Genomic DNA, 20,259 nt, shown 5'->3' with positions numbered 1-20,259 from the left:
ATAGACAGAGATGAATGTCGAGAAATCCCTATTATATCTTCTGACAGATATCATAGAATCCCTTCAGGATTTTTTCACTTCAACATACTTCAAGTCACCAGTTCGGAAATAAACCCAAGTGACGATTAGTAGTGTCATTACACCACCGAACACGACAGAAGGAACCGTCCCCATGAGTTTTGCGGCAAGTCCTGATTCAAAGCCGCCAAGCTCATTAGATGAAGCAAGGAATATTCCATTCACTGCCATAATCCTGCCACGCATTTCATCGGGAGTCATTATCTGTAATATTGTTGCGCGAATGACGACACTGATGCTATCAAAAGCGCCCCCTATAAAGAGCATCGCAACCGAAAGTCCCATCCACGGTGAGACAGCAAATAGTAAGATGGAAATACCAAATCCTGTAACAGAGATAAGCAAATTTCTCCAAGCATGATGCATGGGAGAGAAGCGCGTCAGCAAGAACAATGTAATAACAGCGCCAAGTGAGGGGGCTGCGCGAAGAATTCCTAATCCTTGTGCCCCGACATGTAAAATGTCCTCTGCATAGATGGGAAGAATCGCCATCACTCCACCAAACATTACGGAAAATAAGTCAAGCGATATGGAATACAGGATAATTTTTGTTTTGAAAACGAAACCTATTCCCTGCTTTATGCTGGCGATGATTTCACTTTGATCATCCGCCACCTGAACAGGTTTCTCTCCGATCTGCCTAAAAAGGAAAAAAGATGCGGTAACCATAACAATCACAACAAGTAAGGTATTCGCAAATCCAATCCATGCATAGAGAAAACCAGACATCATTGGACCTACAATAGCACCTACCTGCCAGGCAGAACTGCCCCACGCTGAAGCATTTTCATATAAATCTATAGGGACAAGAATAGCACGAAGAGAAGTTGCAGTGGGAGATAGAAATGCTCTGCAGAATCCGATAATAAAAATCGTGAGGTAGATTGCAATAAGAAAAGCTGCCTGAGAAATATGGCCCTGCTGCCGTACAACAATCTGCAGCATTATTGAACTCAGGGCAACGCCTCCTACGCTCCGCAACAGGATTTTACGTTTACTGTACTTGTCAGCAATATGGCCACCGAAGAGAGAAAAAGAAATAAAAGGGACCGCTTCAACAAGTCCAATCAATCCTAACGAAAGCGGATCGCGAGTGACGCGATAGAGTTCATATCCAATCGCAATTTCTTGCGCAAGAAGCGCCAACGTGAGCAAAAAATTTCCCAGAACAAGATTGCGAAACTCCGGATATCGCAGAGCTGCATATGGATCGTTTTCTTGAGATAAGATATTCGATTTATTCATCGCTTAACAACTTATGTAATGTATAAATGTATAAAATATTGCCACGACCTTTGGCAACGCCATCCCTTCGGGACAGGTCGTGGCTTTATTGTCTCATAAAAATCCTGGCTTTAGCCCAAAACGATTCAAAATGTGACTGAAGCCGATGCTGTTTCAACTTTATTTGTCCACGACGTAAACGTCGTGGCTATGCATCAACTTACTTTCCGAAATATCATTTAATAAATTAAGTAAGCCAGGCTGCATTTCCAACAGACACAACGAAAAAGCCCGTAAGCATAATGCTCACAGGCTTTTTTTGTGCCGAAGGGGGGACTCGAACCCCCACTCGATTTGAGTCGAACCCCGTAGAACGGGGTAAACTGTATTTTGAGTCCAGTTTATCCCGACGAAGTCGGGACGCGTCTTTCAAGAATCCTCTTTGTTTCTTGATGACCTGGTCCGCTCTTGAAATATATTTCTCTCTTACGTGCGGTTTCACGATCCGGACATTCTTCTGAATAAACAATTTCCAAAGGACGACGATGTTTTGTCGAAGGTACTCCGCCAGCTTGATGTTTTTTCAATCGACTAACAATATTTGAAGTCATCCCGACGTAGAGGTTGCAATCTTTCAAAGAACGCAGAATATATACCGTATACCTATGTTTCGACATTAATCACAGAATTAACTTATAGAAGGGTGCGCTTGATTCCAAGAGAGTTTACTAGAAAATAAAAAAACTTGATAAAAAATTCTCCGAGCTTGATATGTGCCGAAGGGGGGACTCGAACCCCCACTCGATTTGAGTCGAACTGGATTTTGAGTCCAGCGCGTCTACCAATTCCGCCACTTCGGCAAACAATATTTTAATTTATTAAAGTTTCTCTTTCGAATCAACTCATCTTGCGTGAATTAATTTAAATATCGTTATTGAAATATAATTCTGTCAGCTCGCCTGCGGTGAGTTCATCGAATCCTTTGAAGAGTCGCTCTACACTGGTCACTGGTGACTCGTCATTCGTTACTTACCACTACTCGCATTTGGCAAGCTTCACAATCGAATTCAAGCTGGTACTTATTCCTTGCATCCTGTAAAAATAACGGTTCTGCATCGGAAATGTTTTTTCCCATACAGAGACCATATTGGAAACGCAAACAGTGCTTCATCGTCATGACAGTCTTTCCTTTAGTCCCTTTTTGCAGCTCAAATGCTTTCTCAATATTTTCTACACCATGCCGATGATAGAATGCTTCTGCTTTTCTGTTTGCGATATTAGCCAAATAATCTAATTGTCTTTCCGGATATGGCTCATTGTTGGGTTGAATAAAAGAGATTTTTCTACTGTACAGTATTAATCGTTCTTCTTCCAATTGGTGTATTCCTTCACGCCGCAATTCATTGCACACACTGACAGGAAGAAAATACTGCTGACTCCAGACCACATTCATTTCTTCGCAAACAAAAATCGTATCACCTAATTTTGTAAGTTGACGACGAACAGTTTCCTCCGCGTGGTTTTTATTTTTTGCAGGAGTCTTTTCACAAACTTTAGTAATCATTATTTTTACACCATCTTCATCTTCAATGTAAACAGCAAAGCCATCGTTTGTTTCAACGAATTGCATCCTAACTGCAACGAGACGTTTTGTTGTATCTGCCTGGAGTTCCTTTGCAAACGCATAATCATAATTGCGATAGATCGTAGTTCCGATTTCAATTCCACCGGCTTCAGAAGGAAATATCTTCTTCCCTTCTATCTTGTTTATGTTCGTGCCCTGCAGCGCATTTTGTGCATCGAAAAAACAAATCCCATCCCCAGTGTGCAATATCTCTGCTGTCTCAAGAATAAAACAATTTCGTTCGCTCTGCTTCACCTTCCCTAAATATGCTCCAATAGATTTCGGTGTGTGCAGAGAGAGAATATCTTTACTCCTTCGCCGGATGAAGTGTTCCGTAAATCCGCGATTAAATGTTTTAGATGGATGAGGTTGGAATGTTATCATTGTCTTCCCGGACGATGCTCGTACAAGCGACCCATCCTTTTCTACTATTTCATCAATTCTTTGTCTGTAGAATGCCGTTACATTCTTCACATAGTTGATGTCCTTCAAGCGACCTTCAATCTTGAAGGAAGACACACCGGCTTCGATCAAATCACGAAGATATTCAGAAAGATTTAAATCTTTCAGTGAAAGCAGATATTTGTTCTCTTCAAGAACGCTTCCCGAACTGTCCGTGAGTGTGTACGGCAAACGACAAGGCTGCGCACATTCACCGCGATTTGCACTTCTCCCTTGTGTCGCCTGACTGAGATAACATTGCCCGCTGAAACTAACGCATAGTGCACCATGGATGAAAAATTCCAAATCGATTTTCGTGCTCGATCTTATTTCGCGCAATTGCTTCAGCGATAATTCACGCGCCAAAATAACACGCTGGAATCCGACTTTTTCAAGAAATTGGATTTTCTTAACAGAATAATTGTGCGTTTGCGTACTGGCAAAGATCGGAAGCGGCGGCAAATCAAGCTCCAATAATCCCATATCCTGAACAATGAGGGCATCTGCACCTGCCTCATGAATTGATCGAATAAGTGCGAGCGCTTCATCTAATTCATTATCATACAATATCGTATTGAGTGTAACATAGACCTTTGCCCAATAACGATGTGCATAGTTCACGAGTTTGGTTATGTCCTGCAACGAATTACCTGCAGCAGCGCGTGCCCCAAACTTTGGCGCACCAACGTACACTGCATCAGCACCATGATTGATTGCCGCTCTGCCGGTTTCTAAGTTCTTCGCTGGAGCGAGAAGTTCTATGCGTCGTACAGCTTCTTCCTTGTTCATTCAACAATCACCTCTTTATTAAGGTAGAGAAACTTCTCTTCCCTCTCAAATTGATAGCGCGGAAAAACTTCCGTATATTTCAAATAAAATAACAGGAGAAATGATTGCAGAGCCAAGAAAACAAAGAATGGATTCCGACAAACCCTGACTATGATCCCAACAAACCAATGCAGGTCGGCGGACAGGCAGTGATTGAAGGCGTCATGATGCGTGCGCCCGGTTCAGTTGCTACAGCAGTACGGCGGGCAAATGGCCAAATCGTAGTACAACAACAGGTCTATAAATCGGTTACGGAAAAATATAAATGGCTGAATGTACCTATCGTGCGCGGTGCAGTTGGACTTATCGATATGATGTATCTCGGCATCAAAACACTCAACTTTTCTGCCGAGATTGCAATGCTTGATGTTGAAATCGAAGAAGTAAAAAATAATGGTGCAGTCGGCAAAAATAATTCTGAGAGTAAAACAAAATCACATCCTAAGTCTCAGACCAAGTCTCAGTCCAAACTGGTTCTTATAGCAACGCTTGTATTCGCGCTTGCTCTTGGAATAGGAATTTTCTTTGTCATACCGCTCTATCTGACGACGAAAGTATTCGCTATCGAACAAACTGCAATGACATTCAACTTTGTAGCCGGCGCTATTCGCATTACCATTTTACTTCTCTATATGGCCGGCATTTCGTTCATGAAAGATATTCAGCAGCTGTTTCGTTATCACGGCGCCGAACATAAATCTGTATTCGCGTATGAATTGAAAGGTGCGCTCGTCCCAAATTCCGTGATAAAATACAGCCGCTTTCATCCTCGATGCGGGACAAGCTTTCTCCTCATCGTTGCGTTTGTCGCAATTCTCTCCTTCAGTCTTCTCGATGCATTTTTACTCATGTTCCTGACCAGTATCACGCTGCCCATCCGCCTGCTGACGCATTTGCCCTTTATCCCTATCGTTGGCGGGTTGGCGTACGAAATCATAAAATTCTCCGCAAAGCATGGCACCACCTGGTGGGGTCGACTATTGATCGCACCGGGATTATGGCTTCAACGTATTACGACGAAGGAGCCGACTGAGTCGCAAATAGAAGTTGCTTTGGTAGCACTTAAATGCGCGCTGGGTCAAGACGATCCAGCAAAATATATTCTACAACCAATCCCGGTAACGGTTTCTTCGACTTCTTTATCAGCGAAAGTATGAGATTTGAATGATTGATAAGTTAGAAAAAATATTTCAGCGCTACGATGAAGTCGGCAAATTGATGAGCAATCCGGCAATTGCAGCCGACCAGCAAAAAAGCAGAGAACTGGGAAGAGAATTTCATTCTTTGGAAATGGTTGTCAAAGCCGGGCAGCGTTATAAAAAAGTTTATCACGATTTTAATGGCAGCAAGGAATTGCTGGATTCTACAAGTGACCCGGAAATGAAATCTCTGGCGCAAGAAGAATACGACCGGCTTAAGGTCGAGATAGTTCAGCTTGAAGAAGAAATGAAGATATTGCTGATTCCTCCTGATCCTAATGACACGAAGAACTTTATCATGGAAATTCGTGCGGGCACAGGCGGTGAGGAAGCTGCAATCTTTGCGGCAGATTTGTACAGAATGTACACCCGCTATTCAGAGAGAAAAGGCTGGAAAGTTGAGTTGATGGATTGGAATGAAACCGCAAAGGGCGGCTTTAAGGAAATTGTCTTTGCTGTATCCGGTGAAGGTGCTTATGGCGTGATGAAGTACGAAAGCGGTGTGCATCGTGTCCAGCGCGTGCCTGAAACAGAAGCCCAAGGACGTGTCCATACTTCAGCGGCATCAGTTGTTGTACTGCCGGAAGTGGAAGATGTAGAAATAGATATTAACCCGGCTGATCTTCAGCTTGATACGTATCGTTCCGGCGGCAAAGGCGGGCAGAATGTGAATAAAGTGGAGACAGCTGTGCGTATCACACATAAGCCAAGCGGCATTATTGTTGCCTGTCAGCAGGAACGATCGCAATTTCAGAATCGAGAACGAGCGATGAAAATGCTCAGGGCGAAACTCTACGAGATAAAACTCGAAGAGCAGACACAATCTACGGCAGCGCAGCGAAAATCGATGGTGAAAAGCGGCGATCGAAGCGATAAAATACGGACGTATAATTTTCCGCAAAACCGGCTGACCGACCATCGAATCGGATATACAATTTATAGCTTAGACCGCGTGATTAACGGGGAATTAGATGAATTGATTGAACAATTACGAATTGCCGAGCGTGCAGAGAAGCTGCAAAACGCAACGGCATAATGCTGCCTATTGTATGGATGTCTTACTTCGTTGAAAAGTTCTCTTCTGAGCAAAGAAATCTTTCAGCAATACTTTGCTTTCCTTATCACAAATTCCTCCCACGACATGAACGCTATGATTCAGCCGCCGGTCTTCAACTATATTGTACAGTGTTCCGCACGCACCAGCTTTAGGATCGTATGAACCGAACACAAGTGTTGGAATGCGGGCATGAACAATAGCGCCTGCACACATGGGACATGGTTCAAGCGTAACATACAGCGTGCAATTCTCCAACCGCCGCGAGTGCAAGTGATTGGCAGCTGCAGTAATTGCAATTATTTCGGCATGAGCGGTTGGATCCTGCAGTTGTTCTATCTGATTATATCCCTTGCCTATAATTTTCCCCTCATGCACAATGATTGCTCCTACCGGCACTTCATCTGCATCGAAAGCACGCTGAGCTTCTCGAAGCGCGATTTTCATCCATTGTTCATGTTGCGTTATCATAAATACTTTTTATAGTACGGTCGTGATTACTTCGTTGATAGGTTTTACATGAAATGGTTTAACGAACGATACTTCGTGATGCAATATCGCCGACATGCGAATCAACGGATTCTACGGTATAGGTATTTACTTTTGAGAAATCCGATAATGCTGCGATTATTCGATTTACTTCTTCATCTATTGTATCGAGTTTGCGTATTATTTTCGGATTGCCTGCGGCAGCTTTATGTGCAGATCCCAACGTGAGCATAATAATTGAGAGCGGATTATTAATCTGATGTTGTATCCCGCGGGCTACTTCATGCAGCGTTGTAAGTTGTGTTTGCTGAAGTTGCCTTTCTCGTTCAGCTATGAGCCGTTGTTCCTCGCTTTCATGTAGTTTCGTCCGCACGTCAATAACCTTCACTAATGCTACTGAGAGAAACCACATAAATGGAAAGGCATCAAAACTGTCAATGACATTCACAAGATAAAATGAAGAATGCATAGGAAGGTACTTCACTTTGATAAAAAATTGTACGATGCAAAATAAAAGATAGCTGTAAATGAAGAACCCTGAAAGGACCGCGGGATATTTTATAAAATATTTTTTCGCCTCTTCGTAAATCTTTCTAATAGGATTCATTCAAAGTACCCCCCGAACAGTGTTTGATGATATCAGCGATTTTAACAGAACAGACCCACCACTCTTGTGCACCCGGAGGGAGTCCCCGCCTGCGTGACTGCGTCAGCAGTCGGGCAGGGAACCCCCAACTATAATTGAATTCTTAATATTTCAAACTCTTAAGAAAATGCCTTCCGGCGGCAGACTTAAAATACTTCTCTCGCTTACGAGCTTCCAAAAGTGTTTCGGCGACTTCTTGATAAATGAGGATGAATGGTTTTCGTTTCTTTGTGGATTGTACTTTACCAGCGTTATGCATCTTTAGACGCTTCTCAACATCCGATGAAAGACCAGTATAGTGCTTATGATCAACAAGACTTTGCAATATATAAGTACTATATTTTCTTGAAGAACCATTCATTAGTATAAAATTAAACTTTGTACATCAACTCAAAAAGTTTGATGAAAATATGTGCACCCGGAGGGAGTCGAACCCCCAACCCTCAGCTCCGAAGGCTGATGCTCTATCCAGTTGAGCTACGGGTGCGTGAGCACTCGGAGCGAAATCCTCGATGATTTGTATCGGGATTGAGCTACAGGTGCAGATATCTTCTTCATCAATAATTTACAAAACAAACGTACGTCTTGCAACAATGCAACGATTCTATAATTCTGATGAACTACAAGCCAAGAAGTTGGATGATGTCAAACCGTTTCATTCTGGAAAGTTCACCTTTAAGTTCCTTGCGCTTTGCTTTATCAGTGAGGAAGAAAAAGAGCTGCTGTATTTTCTTTTCTTGTAGTGAAGTCGGTATATTTATTTTTTCCAAGGTATATGGATTAAGTTTTGTATGGAACATAACCGATGCCAATGTCATGGGCGTGGGAGTAAAATCCTGAACCTGTTCAAGTTTCATATTTAATTTTTGCATTTGAACTGCAAGATTCGCCATTTCATCGACCCCGCTTTCCGGCAGGCTTGAAATAACATAGGGAATCAATTGCTGGTTCAACCCGTTTTTATTGCAGATCGCTGTAAATCGATTATATAAATGAACAAACAATTCAAAGGCAGGTTTACGCAGAAGTTTTAAAACCTTTTCTGAAGTATGCTCAGGCGCGACTTTCAATCTGCCTGAAACATGATGAACAACAAGTTCATCGAGGTATTCAAGAGAAGAAGGAGCCACGGGTTTGTTGTTTTTGTCAATGATAAGATCGTACCTGATTCCGCTTCCCACAGTGATTTTTTTGATTCCTTTCACTTTTCTTGCTGCTTTGTATAGTTCAATGAGCAGTGTGGAACTGGCATTCAGATTTTTACAAATAACGGGGTATAGACACGATGGACGTTTACAGTGAGCACATTGTTCTTGATTGATGCCTTTCATCATGTACATATTTGCTGAAGGTCCCCCCAAATCAGTAATATGCCCTTTAAAAGATGGAGCAGCAGCAATAGTATTCAATTCGTTCAGTATAGAACCAAGTGACCGGCTTGAAATAAATTTCCCTTGATGAGCGGAAATAGTGCAAAAGGAACAACCCCCAAAGCATCCTCTATGGATTGTCACAGAATCCTTGATCATTTCATAAGCAGGGATCGGTTCTTTTCTATCATATCTTGGATGCGGCAGGCGCGTGAACGGCAGATCATAAATACTATCCATCTCCTCTTGCGAGGGGACGGGAAACGGTGGATTGATAATGACAAACGTATCCTTTACCTTTTCAGCAAGATATTGTTGTTCAATTTTATTTGATTCCTCTTCGGTTATCACAAAATTGCGGGCAAAAGTTTTTTTACTCTTTACGCATTCTTCGAATGATGCAAGAACCGCCATAGTTTCATGTTCAAGAGATGGCAAATCTTTTGCACAATAAGCCGTTTGAGGAACTTGTGTTATGCTTTCGATTTTTTCACCATTGTGTAATCTATCAGCCACTGCCACAATAGCTTTTTCTGCCATTCCATAAACAAGGAGATCGGCATGTGAGTCGATCAATATTGAGGGTTTCAAAGAGTCGCTCCAATAATCATAATGCGTAAGTCTTCGAAGCGAAGCTTCAATACCACCGATGATCAAGGGAACTTGTGGATAGAGCGATTTCAGTATCTTTGAATAAACTTGCACTGCATAATCAGGTCTCTGCCGTGCTTTATTTCCAGGCGTGAATGCATCATTGGAACGGAGGCGTTTGTTCGCCGTGTAATGGTTCACCATAGAATCCATATTGCCCGCAGTGACTCCGAAGAACAATCTGGGTGCTCCCATTTTCTTAAAATCCCTCAGATCATCGCACCAATTAGGTTGCGGAATAATGGCGACTTTATATCCCGCATGTTCCAGTACTCGTGCCACAACAGCTGCACCAAATGCCGGATGGTCAACAAATGCATCTCCTGTGAACAATACGACGTCGGCTTGTTCCCAACCAAGCTCCCGCATTTCTTTTACAGAAGTGGGAAAGCAGTTACACTTTTTATGTACTTGACCTGTGACGCTTTTCATCCATCTATCTAATATTTTCAGATTCTCAAATGCTGCATAATATACGATTTAATATTTTCTTTGCCCAATATCTGCCAATGCATGAGGAGATAGAAATATTCTTTGGAAGACATGTAGGAATGCCGGACGACGGCTCATGAAGCGAGGAAAAAAATTATTCGGTCAATGGATGAACTGAAGAACCCATGTTACGCAGACAGGAAATGCACCTCATGAAATGAAGTTGTCATGCCCGTCCCGATTGATTATATCAATCGGGATAATCGGGCATCTTATTCAAGATTCCCGTCCGACTTTGTCGAGATCTCGTTTCGATTTATTAATCGAAACGGACTAAAAATCCGCGGGAATGACAGTCTTTTTTTTCCTTTTTTGCGTAACATCGATGAATGAATGACTTTGGCAGGATAAATATTTCTGCGAACTCGGATTTTATGATTCCCCTTTGCTCATCGTGTATCACTTTCCAACGACTTTTTAGAAATCGGATTGTATACGCAACAAAGTCTTGCTTGCACCATATACCGCAGCTGCGAAGGTAGAAATGATGTAGAGGCAGATTTTTCCGAGGTGAATCTCAATTCCCGATATCTACCTAGAATACGTTATAGGAAGATATCGGGAATTTTATAATAAAAGTTATTCTCTCCAATAAAGAAATTCTTTTATGCTGGCGATTTGTGTTGGATCGGCGCCGCGGCGTCCGCCAAAGACGAAGCGATTCTGTTCATTCTTGTATTTCTCGCGCACTTTTGCCGCCTGCGAATTCGATGCCTGTTTATCAGGGATATTCTGAAGCGATCTGCTCAACAAAGTAAATATATCGTTTTTTGAAACTTTCTTCTCGGTTTTTTCTGCACCACGCATACCCAGCGCTTCCTTCACATTGCCCAAACCTAGAACCTCATATGCTTTCTCCGGAGATTCAAATTTGGAAACTGCAACTTTAAATGCTTCAACTGCATCATCAGGAAAACCTGCAAGATAACGTCCTAATCCGAAGTTCAGATATACACCGCCGTCTTCTTTATTCAAATCGAGACTTTTTTGATAATGTTCTTGAGCGGCTGTGAGATCGTTCTTCAATAAAGAGATGTTTCCCAATGTATTTTCTGCCTGCGGAGTAGCAATACCAGTTAACGTGAAAACAGCCTCTTCAAAATTACCCGCTTTTGCTTGCACGATGGCAAGTTTATTTTTTCCCTCAGGTGTTGTGTATGCCGCAAGAGCGTTCACCGCCGTTGTTGTAATTTCACGCTGGTGAGTTTCGTATTCACTTAAATCCTGAGAAGCAAGTAATACGATCTTCTCTGTTGGCGGCGGATTCACTGGTTTTGTTGCAAGCGAGAGATTTGTTGCTGGAAATGCAGCCATTGCTTTTCGTGTATCAATGATCTCAAGTTTTGCATTCTCTGCAATGGCCTTATGATATTCTTCGGCGCCAGTTTGCCATGCCGTCATGAACGGTTTATTGATCATCGTCGTCTCAAGAGGTATCCAAATTGAACCTTCATGCACAATATATTCATTCTCATCCTGACTGATCATATAGCCATTCTTCGGAACTACTTCAGTATCGAACATGATGTAAATATGATCATTTGTTGCAATGAACTTCGTCCGGATGCCAATATTCTCCAGGCATGCTGCCAATAGTACGGACGAATCATCACAATCGCCTGTGCGCGATGCTAATGCCTCCCGGGGATATTCGATGACATCAAGCACATCTGCATCCGCTGATTTCCAAGGATCGGAGACATAATTAAAACCGTTTGCACGGATGCCATCCCAAACAGCCATTGCATTGACTACTGCTCTTGGGAGTCTGGATTTTAGTTTATCATCTGTAGAAAGACTGCCGACAACATACCGCGCAAAGCTCACCACTGTTTCATCCGAGGTCGTAACAAAAGCACCAATAGATTCTGCACGTTTCCAATTAATCGTGTTCCGGCTATAGAGCGTTACAGGTTTGACCAGAGAACGCGTCTGCGGCTGGTTGGTGTAACTGTAACTGAGTTCGACTTTCGCCTGTGCGACGGCATTTTCGCTTAAGCCGTAGAGCTGTTTCGCATCGAGTGTTACTGGCAGCTTAAATGTTTGTTTCGCGCCCGCATCAATCTTCGGGACAATCTGCTCAGATGGAAGCTGCATATAACCGGGGATGAAGATGGAAACTTTCACATTCTTGATTTCCGATTTGGCAGAATTTTCTATATCGATCTTTGCCAGCGGATTGTAGGCATAATAATTCACCTGAGATGGAAAAATATTTTCTACAGTGAATTCTGTAATTTCCAGCGGACTGGTGACAAAAGAGCTTCCCTTCGCCTTCTCTGCATATTCTTTCGTGCTCAGATCCAGTCGATTGCCTGTGAAGCTGATAACAATGAGATCATTCCGTTTTGCAAATTCGCTGCGGAGATCGTCGATCGAACCATTGATCGATGCTTCAAATACTGCCGCTTCTTTTTCAAGAAACCGCAGCTTTAACCGTTCGATCATTCGCATCTCTTGCGGGAGAGTCTTTTCATATTCCGAAAGAAGTTTTTGATCAATTCCAATAAAAGCGAGCTGCACAATTTTTATCCCCGCTGTTTCTTCTTTCAACTTCATGCGGATTTTATAATAGAGATCATTCGCCAGCGTTTCACCAAGTGTCGCCATGCAGTAGTTTGCCGCCGAGTTTTTTCCGCCCGCAGATTTTTTGGAAGTTTTCGACGAAACTGCAATGAGTTCACCTGTATCTGTGATGAGAACTTTGCAATCGCCTTTCGCTGCATATTCGAAATTCTTGACTCCGTAGAAATCTTTTTCGTCTTCCAATGTACCTGCCGATTTTCCGACGATAATAAGTTCTGCACCGTAGCGTGTCCCAAGCTCTTTCGCGCGCGCAGGATCACCTTCAGCAATTGCGATATCACGCGCGCGGACATTTTCGAACTGTGTTTTATCGACCAGCCGAAATCCTTTTTCTAAAAATATTTCTTCTATTTTTGATGCGACTAACCGTGCATCGACTTCTTGATTGTCAATCTTCTCGTCGAGAATAACCATAATGCGCGGCCATTCTTTCTGGTCTTGCGCTAGCATAAGCGTGACTGACATCATCACAGGAAGAAGCATCAGTCCAAAAATTTTCATCGTTATTTCTCCTTAATTTATTCCCCTCGTAACCTAAAGTAATTTGAGCTTCCATTTTCCATGAGCTCTAATACTCAACGGCTCACTTCATGAGCACCATCTTCTTGACATCCTTGAATACCTGCATACCATCCGAGACATTGATCTGATAAAAATAGACACCAGAGCTTTGGTTCTGTGCTGCATATTTCACTTCGTAATACCCGGATTTCTGCTGAGCATTTATTAAGGTAGTAATTTCTTGACCTAGAACATTGAATATTTTCAGAATGACAGTATAACTTGGCGATGCATTCGGCACTGTGTATCGTATGATTGTCTCTGGATTAAACGGGTTCGGATAATTTGCAAATAATTTCATTGTTGTCGGATATAATTCTACTCCTGCATTGTTCTGTTCGATGTATAATTTCTTACCTACAACAACTCTTAAATTCCGTGCACCATTTCCAGAATTAATCTCTATCTTTGACACATCTTTCAGGTTGTACGCCATCCTTTGATCAATATCGATAACAAAGGCTTCAAATTGCGGATTCGGGAGATTCATGACATCGCCAAACTGCAGCTTCACCTTCGCTGCTGCATCTCCAGTTATGACGCGCATATCCCATACACCGCCGTCGTCATTCAAGGGACGGATATCTCGCATCATTGCACCATCGGGATTTTGGAAATAGACGGCGACGTTCCGATCGCCAACGAACGGCGGCATAAACGAATCATATGCATCTTGTCCATCACGAGCGTCCTGTGCCATTCCGATACTGTTCCCCTCACAGCGCATTCCTATGTCAGAACGATAGGCATCCACTGATACAATCCAATTCATCGCGGTTTTCGATAACACCTGCGCTCCAGCAGTTATCGTTTTTCCATAGATACCATCTTTTTCTCCCACACGTAACTGCGGCCCTAAAGTTCGGAAACGCATTGTTCCTGCTCCATTCATCTTTATAGCAAGACCTTCCCATGCTTTCATAACGTCAATATTTGCACCGCTCTTATGCCATCCACTTACTGATCCTGCGCCGTCGTAATATGCTCGATCTGCGTATGTCCCGCCGCTAAATACAAGACTATCGAATTTGATATCCATATTTAAGGGCGTTCCTACTAAATTCCATCCATTGGCTAATGATATACCCGTGTTATTCATTAAATCTGCCGGAACTTCTTTATTAGGACCAATTGAGATTTTCTTCTGTGGGTCACGCACAATCAGGAAGAATCCATTACCGGGTGCTGCAGCAGTCAGATCATTCTTGAAATCCTCATAGTCCTGTTTTACACCGTTGACATAGCGCTGCAACCGCCAGTTGTAATAATTGATACCGTTACTTGCATGATCACCAAGACTTTGTGGAATAAAGTCCACTGGCCTTTTATCATTAAGATCATATGGAATCGAAAATATTCGATATGCTTTTACTATCTCGGTACTTGCATAGTTTGATGCCGCAGGAAACGTTGTTGGTGTGTTAATGGTTACTGTCGATGCATTTTGTACAACGATTGACTTCCAGAGAGTTGATGTTGCATTGCCCGCTGTATCCACTGCTTTCAGTCGATAACTTACTCCTTTTGCCTTTCCATCGGAGGAGACAAATACACTCGTTGGTATTTGTTTGTTCGTTGTAACATCGAATGGCGCATTAATACTATTTGAATCAATTTGAGTATCACCTACACGAATATATTGCAACACGAATGACTGCACCCCGGATTCACCAGCGCCATCAGTTGCCGAACATGTAATAATCACTTGCGGTGATGCATTTCCATTTTCTACCGTTACCGTTGGAAGAGTAGAGTTATCTGTTATAGCTGGTTTATTGTTGTCATATCTCACTATAACGTTTGCGATTTTGTTCGGATCTTTATTGTTCGCTCCATCTTCCAAATACATATATATAGTATGCTTGCCGGAATTCGTGCCAGCAGCAAGTGTCACCTGCAATTGTGCCTGTGTAATACCAACGCCTGTTCCGGGTTGAGCAACTGTCGGCACTACATCAATCGTGTACCACACTTTTGCAATGCCCGATGGATCACTCGGATTTGTCCAAGCGATATCGAATTTATTTTGATTCGTCCAAATCGATGGGGAAATTTGCACCGCTGTTGGAGCACTCGGTGCAGTGGTATCTTTTGTAATTGCATATGCTTCGTTGGCATATTCGGAACTGCCGCCTGTGTTATATGCATATATCCGATAATAGTACGTTGTCAATTCTGCCAATCCCGTATCCGAATAACTTTGCACATTCTCACCAAGTGTCACACGAAGCGAATATATTCCACTGGTGCCAATTTTTCTTTCAATTTTGAATCCATCTTCGTTGTTCGAGACATCTGTCCAGGATAAATTGATTTGTGAACCTGAAATTACACTTGCTGACAAGTTAGTTGGTGCGGCAGGAATGGTAATCTGTTGAATGCCGGTCCCTGATACCGAGACACTTTGTGCTGTCGCACCTCCGCCTGAATTTGAAATATTTCCACTATAAGCAATAAGTGATATTGGCTTGAAGTGCACATAAACAGTTGTACTGAGCGTTCCATTTGTATACGAAGCATTAATTGACGAGGTAAACCCAGAACCACTCGTTAACGAAACTTCAAACGCTGTCGGTGCTGTCACTGTTATATTGCCGGTTGCAGGTGATAAATTGGCGCCAGATAAGGAATATGTCTTTTCTGGAGACGTCGTGCTCACTATTAGGCTGCTAAAAGATAGTGTCGCAGGATTGACCGATAGAACAGGATTATTCGTTGGCGTCGCACTCACTTCATTACTATATCCACTCTCCAATCTCGCGGTATTCATTGCTGTAATATGGAAGTAATAGATCTGTTCATTGGTAAGTCCGCTTATCGTTTTTATTGTATCAGTAATCGACGCGGATGAAGAATCAACCAGCGTTTCTCCGCCTGACGTTGTGCCGCGGTAAATACGATATTTCAGGAAGTCGGCTTCGATATTTTTACTCCACCTGAGTGTCACCTGGCCGTTACCGGCTATGGCAGTGAGGTTTTGTGGAGCAGCAGGAAGAGCATATGGATCACTAACAATCCCTTTGAAATTCCACCTTGAATCGCCGACAACTTTTCCATCGGTACTCGAAGGCTTGACGCTGGAATAATAAGAACAGTTTAACGAATCCTGCAGCCAACTGTATCCCTTCCGGTCATAATCAAACGGATCGGCGTATGGATGTGTATTCACGTCGCCATAAATCCATGCTGCTGGAGTATTTTTTGTCTTATTACCGCCGGATGGTGAGCGGTACCATCGCATAAGTTCTGTCATCAATGCGGGTACTTTTGACGGAACGATCCAGATCTTCTTAAACGCACCGATCGAGTCGGCTCCTAACCGGCTGTTGATGTGCCAGGTCAATGGTGAACCCTCACCTGTTACACCAGCTGAAGCATACTGGTTATAGAATGCTCTGCCAGAGTCACTGATACCATAATAATTATTCGAGATTGTCCATTGTGCAGTTTGATTCGGTTCCGAGTAAATCCACGTTATCCGATTTCTATCATAGCGATCCTTTTCTCCACTCGAAGCAAATTCCGGACTGAGCTGTCGTGTATAATCGGTATCATTCCCCAATGCAAATGCGTCGAAGAGTAAATTATTCGTGATGATACTTCGATCGCTCACATTTCCGAATGCTAATATTCCATGATACCCTGTTCCATTCACGAGCGTATTATGATCAAAGAGTATATACTTTATTGGACTTGTTGTATAAGGTGATGTTATTCCCACATGTCGTATAATTCGATCAAGCGAATTGACAAATGTGCAATTCTGGATTATAAGTGAATCGATTGATACCTCGCGAAAATCGAAAACTCTTCCGGCACCCACATTCGATTTACCTAAATATCCCATATTAGCGAAAACCGTGTTTGTGACCTTTATGACGGATGCAGCAACCTCAGTTCTAATGTGATTCATAGCGTTTGAAAGAATGCAGCTATCAATTACTATTTTCCATCCTGATGTTGTAGTAACGCGTAATAATGTTCCTTGAAGACTGCGTAGATTTGTATCTGCTAGCTCATAGTATCCAGAAACAATAAGGTTCTTTAACTCAACATCACCTGAAACGTTGATAAACTGAGCAGGCAGAACGCCTGTTGTTGGTGAAGGATAAAGAAAGATGATCGGCTTTTGAGTCGTTGTGCTGTCGTTGGCACGAATACGCAACGTCCAGTTATAATTCATAATACTTGTGTTAACCCGATAGACACCACCGCGCTGCAATATATAGACGCGGTTAGAGAGCTTCCCATTTCGTAACGTATCAGCTGCAATTTGTTCGTTTAGATAAAGGCTAGAGACCGCAAACGGAGAAAGACGTAGAATATTTTCTTCTGGTTTTGGTGTTGCACTCACCTCGTTACTATATCCACTCTCCAACCCCGTGTTATTAATTGCTGTGACACGGAAATAATAAGTAGTGCCGTTGGTTAAACCAATTATGATCTTCGTCGTATCAAGATTTGAGGCTGTCGAAGAATCCACTTTCGTCGTTGGATGAGGTGACGTGCCGCAATAAATCCGATATCGTAATAAATCTGCTTCCTTGTTCTTATTCCATTTCAGCGTTACCTGCCCATCGCCTGCAGCAGCGGTAAGATTTTGAGGCGGCATTATAAGTGGTTGAAAAATTCCTACCTGTATATTAGCGATATAAGACTGCGTGGTTCCTGCCGGAGGAGAAGAAGGATCGATATTATCGGAATCGTTATAATAATAGATACTTCGTGTGTTGCTCACAGATGTGCAATAAAAATCATCCGATGAACTATTAAAGTCACTCGCATTTTCATCGACAGCAACAACAAGATTGTCTAATCCATTATAAGCAAAATCTGTAATATCAAATGTGATCCAACCAGATTCTGACGGACTTGAAAACGATCCGCTATATACTTGTGTCAGACTGCTGAGAGGAATCCAATCAGTTGAAGAATTAAACGCAGTTTTCGTAGTATGTCCCAAATAAATAGTCCAATTATTTGAAGAAGACAACGAAGAACCGGAAAAATACCATTGAAGGGTTACAATATTTCCAAAATTGTTAATTTCTGAAGCAAGGTAGATAACCTGAGAATATGAATATCCATAATATGGTTCAACGGGAATATGCCTATCTGTTATTGTTCCGGTACCGATAGGTACGATAACTGTTGGAACTTTTGGTGTTGCACTAACAGCATAACTTTGCGCACTTTCCGACCTTGCGCTGTTCAATGCTGTAACACGGAAGTAATACTTCGTGCCGTTGAGCAGTTGAGTAATTGAGTGAACAGTATCATTTATTCCACCTGAAGTAGAGTCTTTGAGCGACATCGTTATCGAGTCGCTTCCCATATACACAAAGTATTTCAAGAAGTCAGCTTCGGTGTTTTTGTTCCACCTGAGTGTCACCTGGCCATTGCCAGCTATGGCAGTGAGGTTTCGTGGAGGAGTGGGGGCAGCAACGTTGATCTGTGTCCATTGAGTTTGAGCTTGCTGACTCGCCGTTTGGAGACCTGTGAGTCCGGCACCAGCGGCCAGCGCAAAAGTAACAGTTGTGGATTCGCCAATCGGCAAATTCACTGCCGGCAGCATTTCAATAATCCGATGATCGGCTTGTACATCGGAAGAGGTGTTATCATTTCCTGCCGCAGTCATTCGCCGATAGAAATCTCCTGGCGTCGGAAAGCCTTCTGTTCCCAGAATTCTTTTGAATCCTCCTATCGAGCGATCAAGAAGACGAATGCCTGCATAGCTTGTCCATCCACCTTGCGCATCATACATGTAACCAAGCTTATTCACTACATCAAATCCTGGAAGGTTTAATGCCGGATTGTTAAGATCAAAATCGGTATGGAAGCCGACGTAAAAAGCCGGGAACGATGTCGTGCCCGTGTTCTTGATCGAATAGGAAACGATAACGGAGGCCTGACCTGCTATTCCGAAGGTGCGTTGTGTCAGATCAAGTCCAAGATACATCTTGTCAATAAAGTGCGATTGCGTTTCAATATATGATCCATGATTGATAGCAGTTACAAGGCCAACGGGTGTGAAATAATCTCCGTACAATGATGTCGTAATCGTATCGGTTCCTCGAATCGTTGCAATCACCAATTCGCCGAGATACAGGTGATGCTTATTGGAACCGGGAGGGTATTCCATTGAAGGTTCTGTGAATCGCCGCAGGCTATCGGTTGTTCCAATCGTTCCATCGTTCCGCACGGTCAGCGAGAGTGCCCCTGTTGCGTGGACATATGACGATACATCGCATATGATGAAGTTGGCATGGCTTGAATCTGATGCTGAGAAACCTTGTGCGTTGTAGGCTATCACTTTTACCTTCGCTAGCGTCGAAGGTATGCGCGGAACCGTCCAATTACAAAAACCAGAATTCCGGGTACTATCAACAATAGTTGTATAGGTTTGACCGCCGTTAGTGGAATAGAGTATCTTGATGCGTGTAACTCCAACTTGATCGGAGGCCTGGTATTGGATCGGATGCGTATGGTCTTCATTCCACAGTTCTCCACCAATCGGTGAAGTCAGTGTGATCGTCGGTGATTGAACATTTGGAATTGTGACACTCACAGCATAACTTTTCCCACTCTCTAACCTCAAGTTGTTCATTGCTGAGACGCGGAAATAATATATCGCGCCATTGGGTAAACCAGTAACGATTTTAACAGTATCGAGTATAGAAGCCGATGAGTCTTTGAGTGAAACTGAATTTGAGTCGGTTCCTATGTATATCCGATATCTCAGGACGTCGTTCTCTGTGTTCTTGTTCCATTTTAGAGTTACCATTCCATTGCCAGCAATGGCGATGAGGTTCTTAGGGGTGGAAGGAGCTAAGTTAGTTGGTAAATACGGTGAATATTTCGTTCCACCATAAGCACCCATATCAATTCTGCTATTGTATGGGGCTGGCTCTTCTCCCGGCGAATCACTCGGATCTCCCGCATCCACACACGGCGACGATTCCAATATTCGGAAATCATTATTCCCTGCATCCTTGAAATTTGGATTGAGTTGTATA

Annotated in this window: 12 protein-coding genes and 2 tRNA genes; 2 read left to right on the top strand and 12 right to left on the bottom strand. The window is 42.8% G+C overall.

The annotated features are described in order from the left end of the window. Positions 1–63 precede the first annotated feature (63 nt). The 4 genes from NTX44_10560 to NTX44_10545 form a co-directional block, all read right to left on the bottom strand. On the bottom strand, positions 64–1,323 hold the full coding sequence (locus NTX44_10560; protein ID MCX6122040.1) for an MFS transporter: 1,260 nt from the start codon (positions 1,321–1,323) through the stop codon (positions 64–66). Between the two features lie 380 nt (positions 1,324–1,703). After that, positions 1,704–1,979, bottom strand: a complete 276-nt coding sequence (locus NTX44_10555; GenBank protein ID MCX6122039.1) for a GIY-YIG nuclease family protein — start codon at positions 1,977–1,979, stop codon at positions 1,704–1,706. A gap of 97 nt (positions 1,980–2,076) precedes the next feature. Then, a tRNA-Leu gene (locus NTX44_10550) sits at positions 2,077–2,162 on the bottom strand. Between the two features lie 158 nt (positions 2,163–2,320). Continuing rightward, complete coding sequence (locus NTX44_10545) at positions 2,321–4,156, bottom strand: U32 family peptidase (protein ID MCX6122038.1); 1,836 nt, start codon at positions 4,154–4,156, stop codon at positions 2,321–2,323. A gap of 104 nt (positions 4,157–4,260) precedes the next feature. On the opposite strand from NTX44_10545, the gene NTX44_10540 reads away from it, so the two are divergent. Together NTX44_10540 and prfA are read left to right on the top strand one after the other, a co-directional pair. Further along, positions 4,261–5,352 carry a DUF1385 domain-containing protein gene (locus NTX44_10540; GenBank protein MCX6122037.1) on the top strand — a complete coding sequence of 364 codons (1,092 nt, stop codon included), beginning with the start codon at positions 4,261–4,263 and terminating at the stop codon, positions 5,350–5,352. 7 nt (positions 5,353–5,359) lie between these two features. Then, positions 5,360–6,430: a peptide chain release factor 1 gene (gene prfA, locus NTX44_10535; protein MCX6122036.1), complete on the top strand. Its 1,071-nt coding sequence runs from the start codon at positions 5,360–5,362 to the stop codon at positions 6,428–6,430. A gap of 6 nt (positions 6,431–6,436) precedes the next feature. Here the strand turns inward: prfA and tadA are convergent, their stop codons facing one another. The 8 genes from tadA to NTX44_10495 all read right to left on the bottom strand — a co-directional run. Continuing rightward, the gene (tadA, locus tag NTX44_10530) at positions 6,437–6,919 is read right to left on the bottom strand and encodes a tRNA adenosine(34) deaminase TadA (GenBank protein MCX6122035.1); all 483 of its coding nucleotides are present in this window, start codon (positions 6,917–6,919) and stop codon (positions 6,437–6,439) included. 58 nt (positions 6,920–6,977) lie between these two features. Then, a complete protein-coding gene (locus tag NTX44_10525) occupies positions 6,978–7,406 on the bottom strand; it encodes a hypothetical protein (GenBank protein MCX6122034.1) in 429 nt (142 codons plus the stop codon). Positions 7,407–7,686: 280 nt separating this feature from the next. After that, a complete protein-coding gene (locus NTX44_10520; protein ID MCX6122033.1) occupies positions 7,687–7,944 on the bottom strand; it encodes a GIY-YIG nuclease family protein in 258 nt (85 codons plus the stop codon). A gap of 52 nt (positions 7,945–7,996) precedes the next feature. After that, a tRNA-Arg gene (locus tag NTX44_10515) sits at positions 7,997–8,070 on the bottom strand. 133 nt (positions 8,071–8,203) lie between these two features. Further along, the gene (locus tag NTX44_10510) at positions 8,204–10,036 is read right to left on the bottom strand and encodes a YgiQ family radical SAM protein (GenBank protein ID MCX6122032.1); all 1,833 of its coding nucleotides are present in this window, start codon (positions 10,034–10,036) and stop codon (positions 8,204–8,206) included. 639 nt (positions 10,037–10,675) lie between these two features. Next, positions 10,676–13,183 (bottom strand): hypothetical protein, encoded by a 2,508-nt coding sequence (locus NTX44_10505; protein MCX6122031.1) that lies wholly within the window; start codon positions 13,181–13,183, stop codon positions 10,676–10,678. A gap of 82 nt (positions 13,184–13,265) precedes the next feature. Further along, positions 13,266–20,123, bottom strand: a complete 6,858-nt coding sequence (locus NTX44_10500; protein MCX6122030.1) for a fibronectin type III domain-containing protein — start codon at positions 20,121–20,123, stop codon at positions 13,266–13,268. Further along, positions 20,072–20,259 (bottom strand): hypothetical protein (locus NTX44_10495; GenBank protein ID MCX6122029.1); only part of this gene is annotated, 188 nt, incomplete at its 5' end. The genes NTX44_10500 and NTX44_10495, both read right to left, overlap by 52 nt.

The organism is Ignavibacteriales bacterium, assembly GCA_026390575.1.
Lineage (GTDB): Bacteria > Bacteroidota > Ignavibacteria > UBA10030 > UBA10030 > Fen-1298.
The sequence above is the reverse complement of the archived record's forward strand: the minus strand, read 5'-3'. Positions and strand labels throughout refer to the sequence as shown.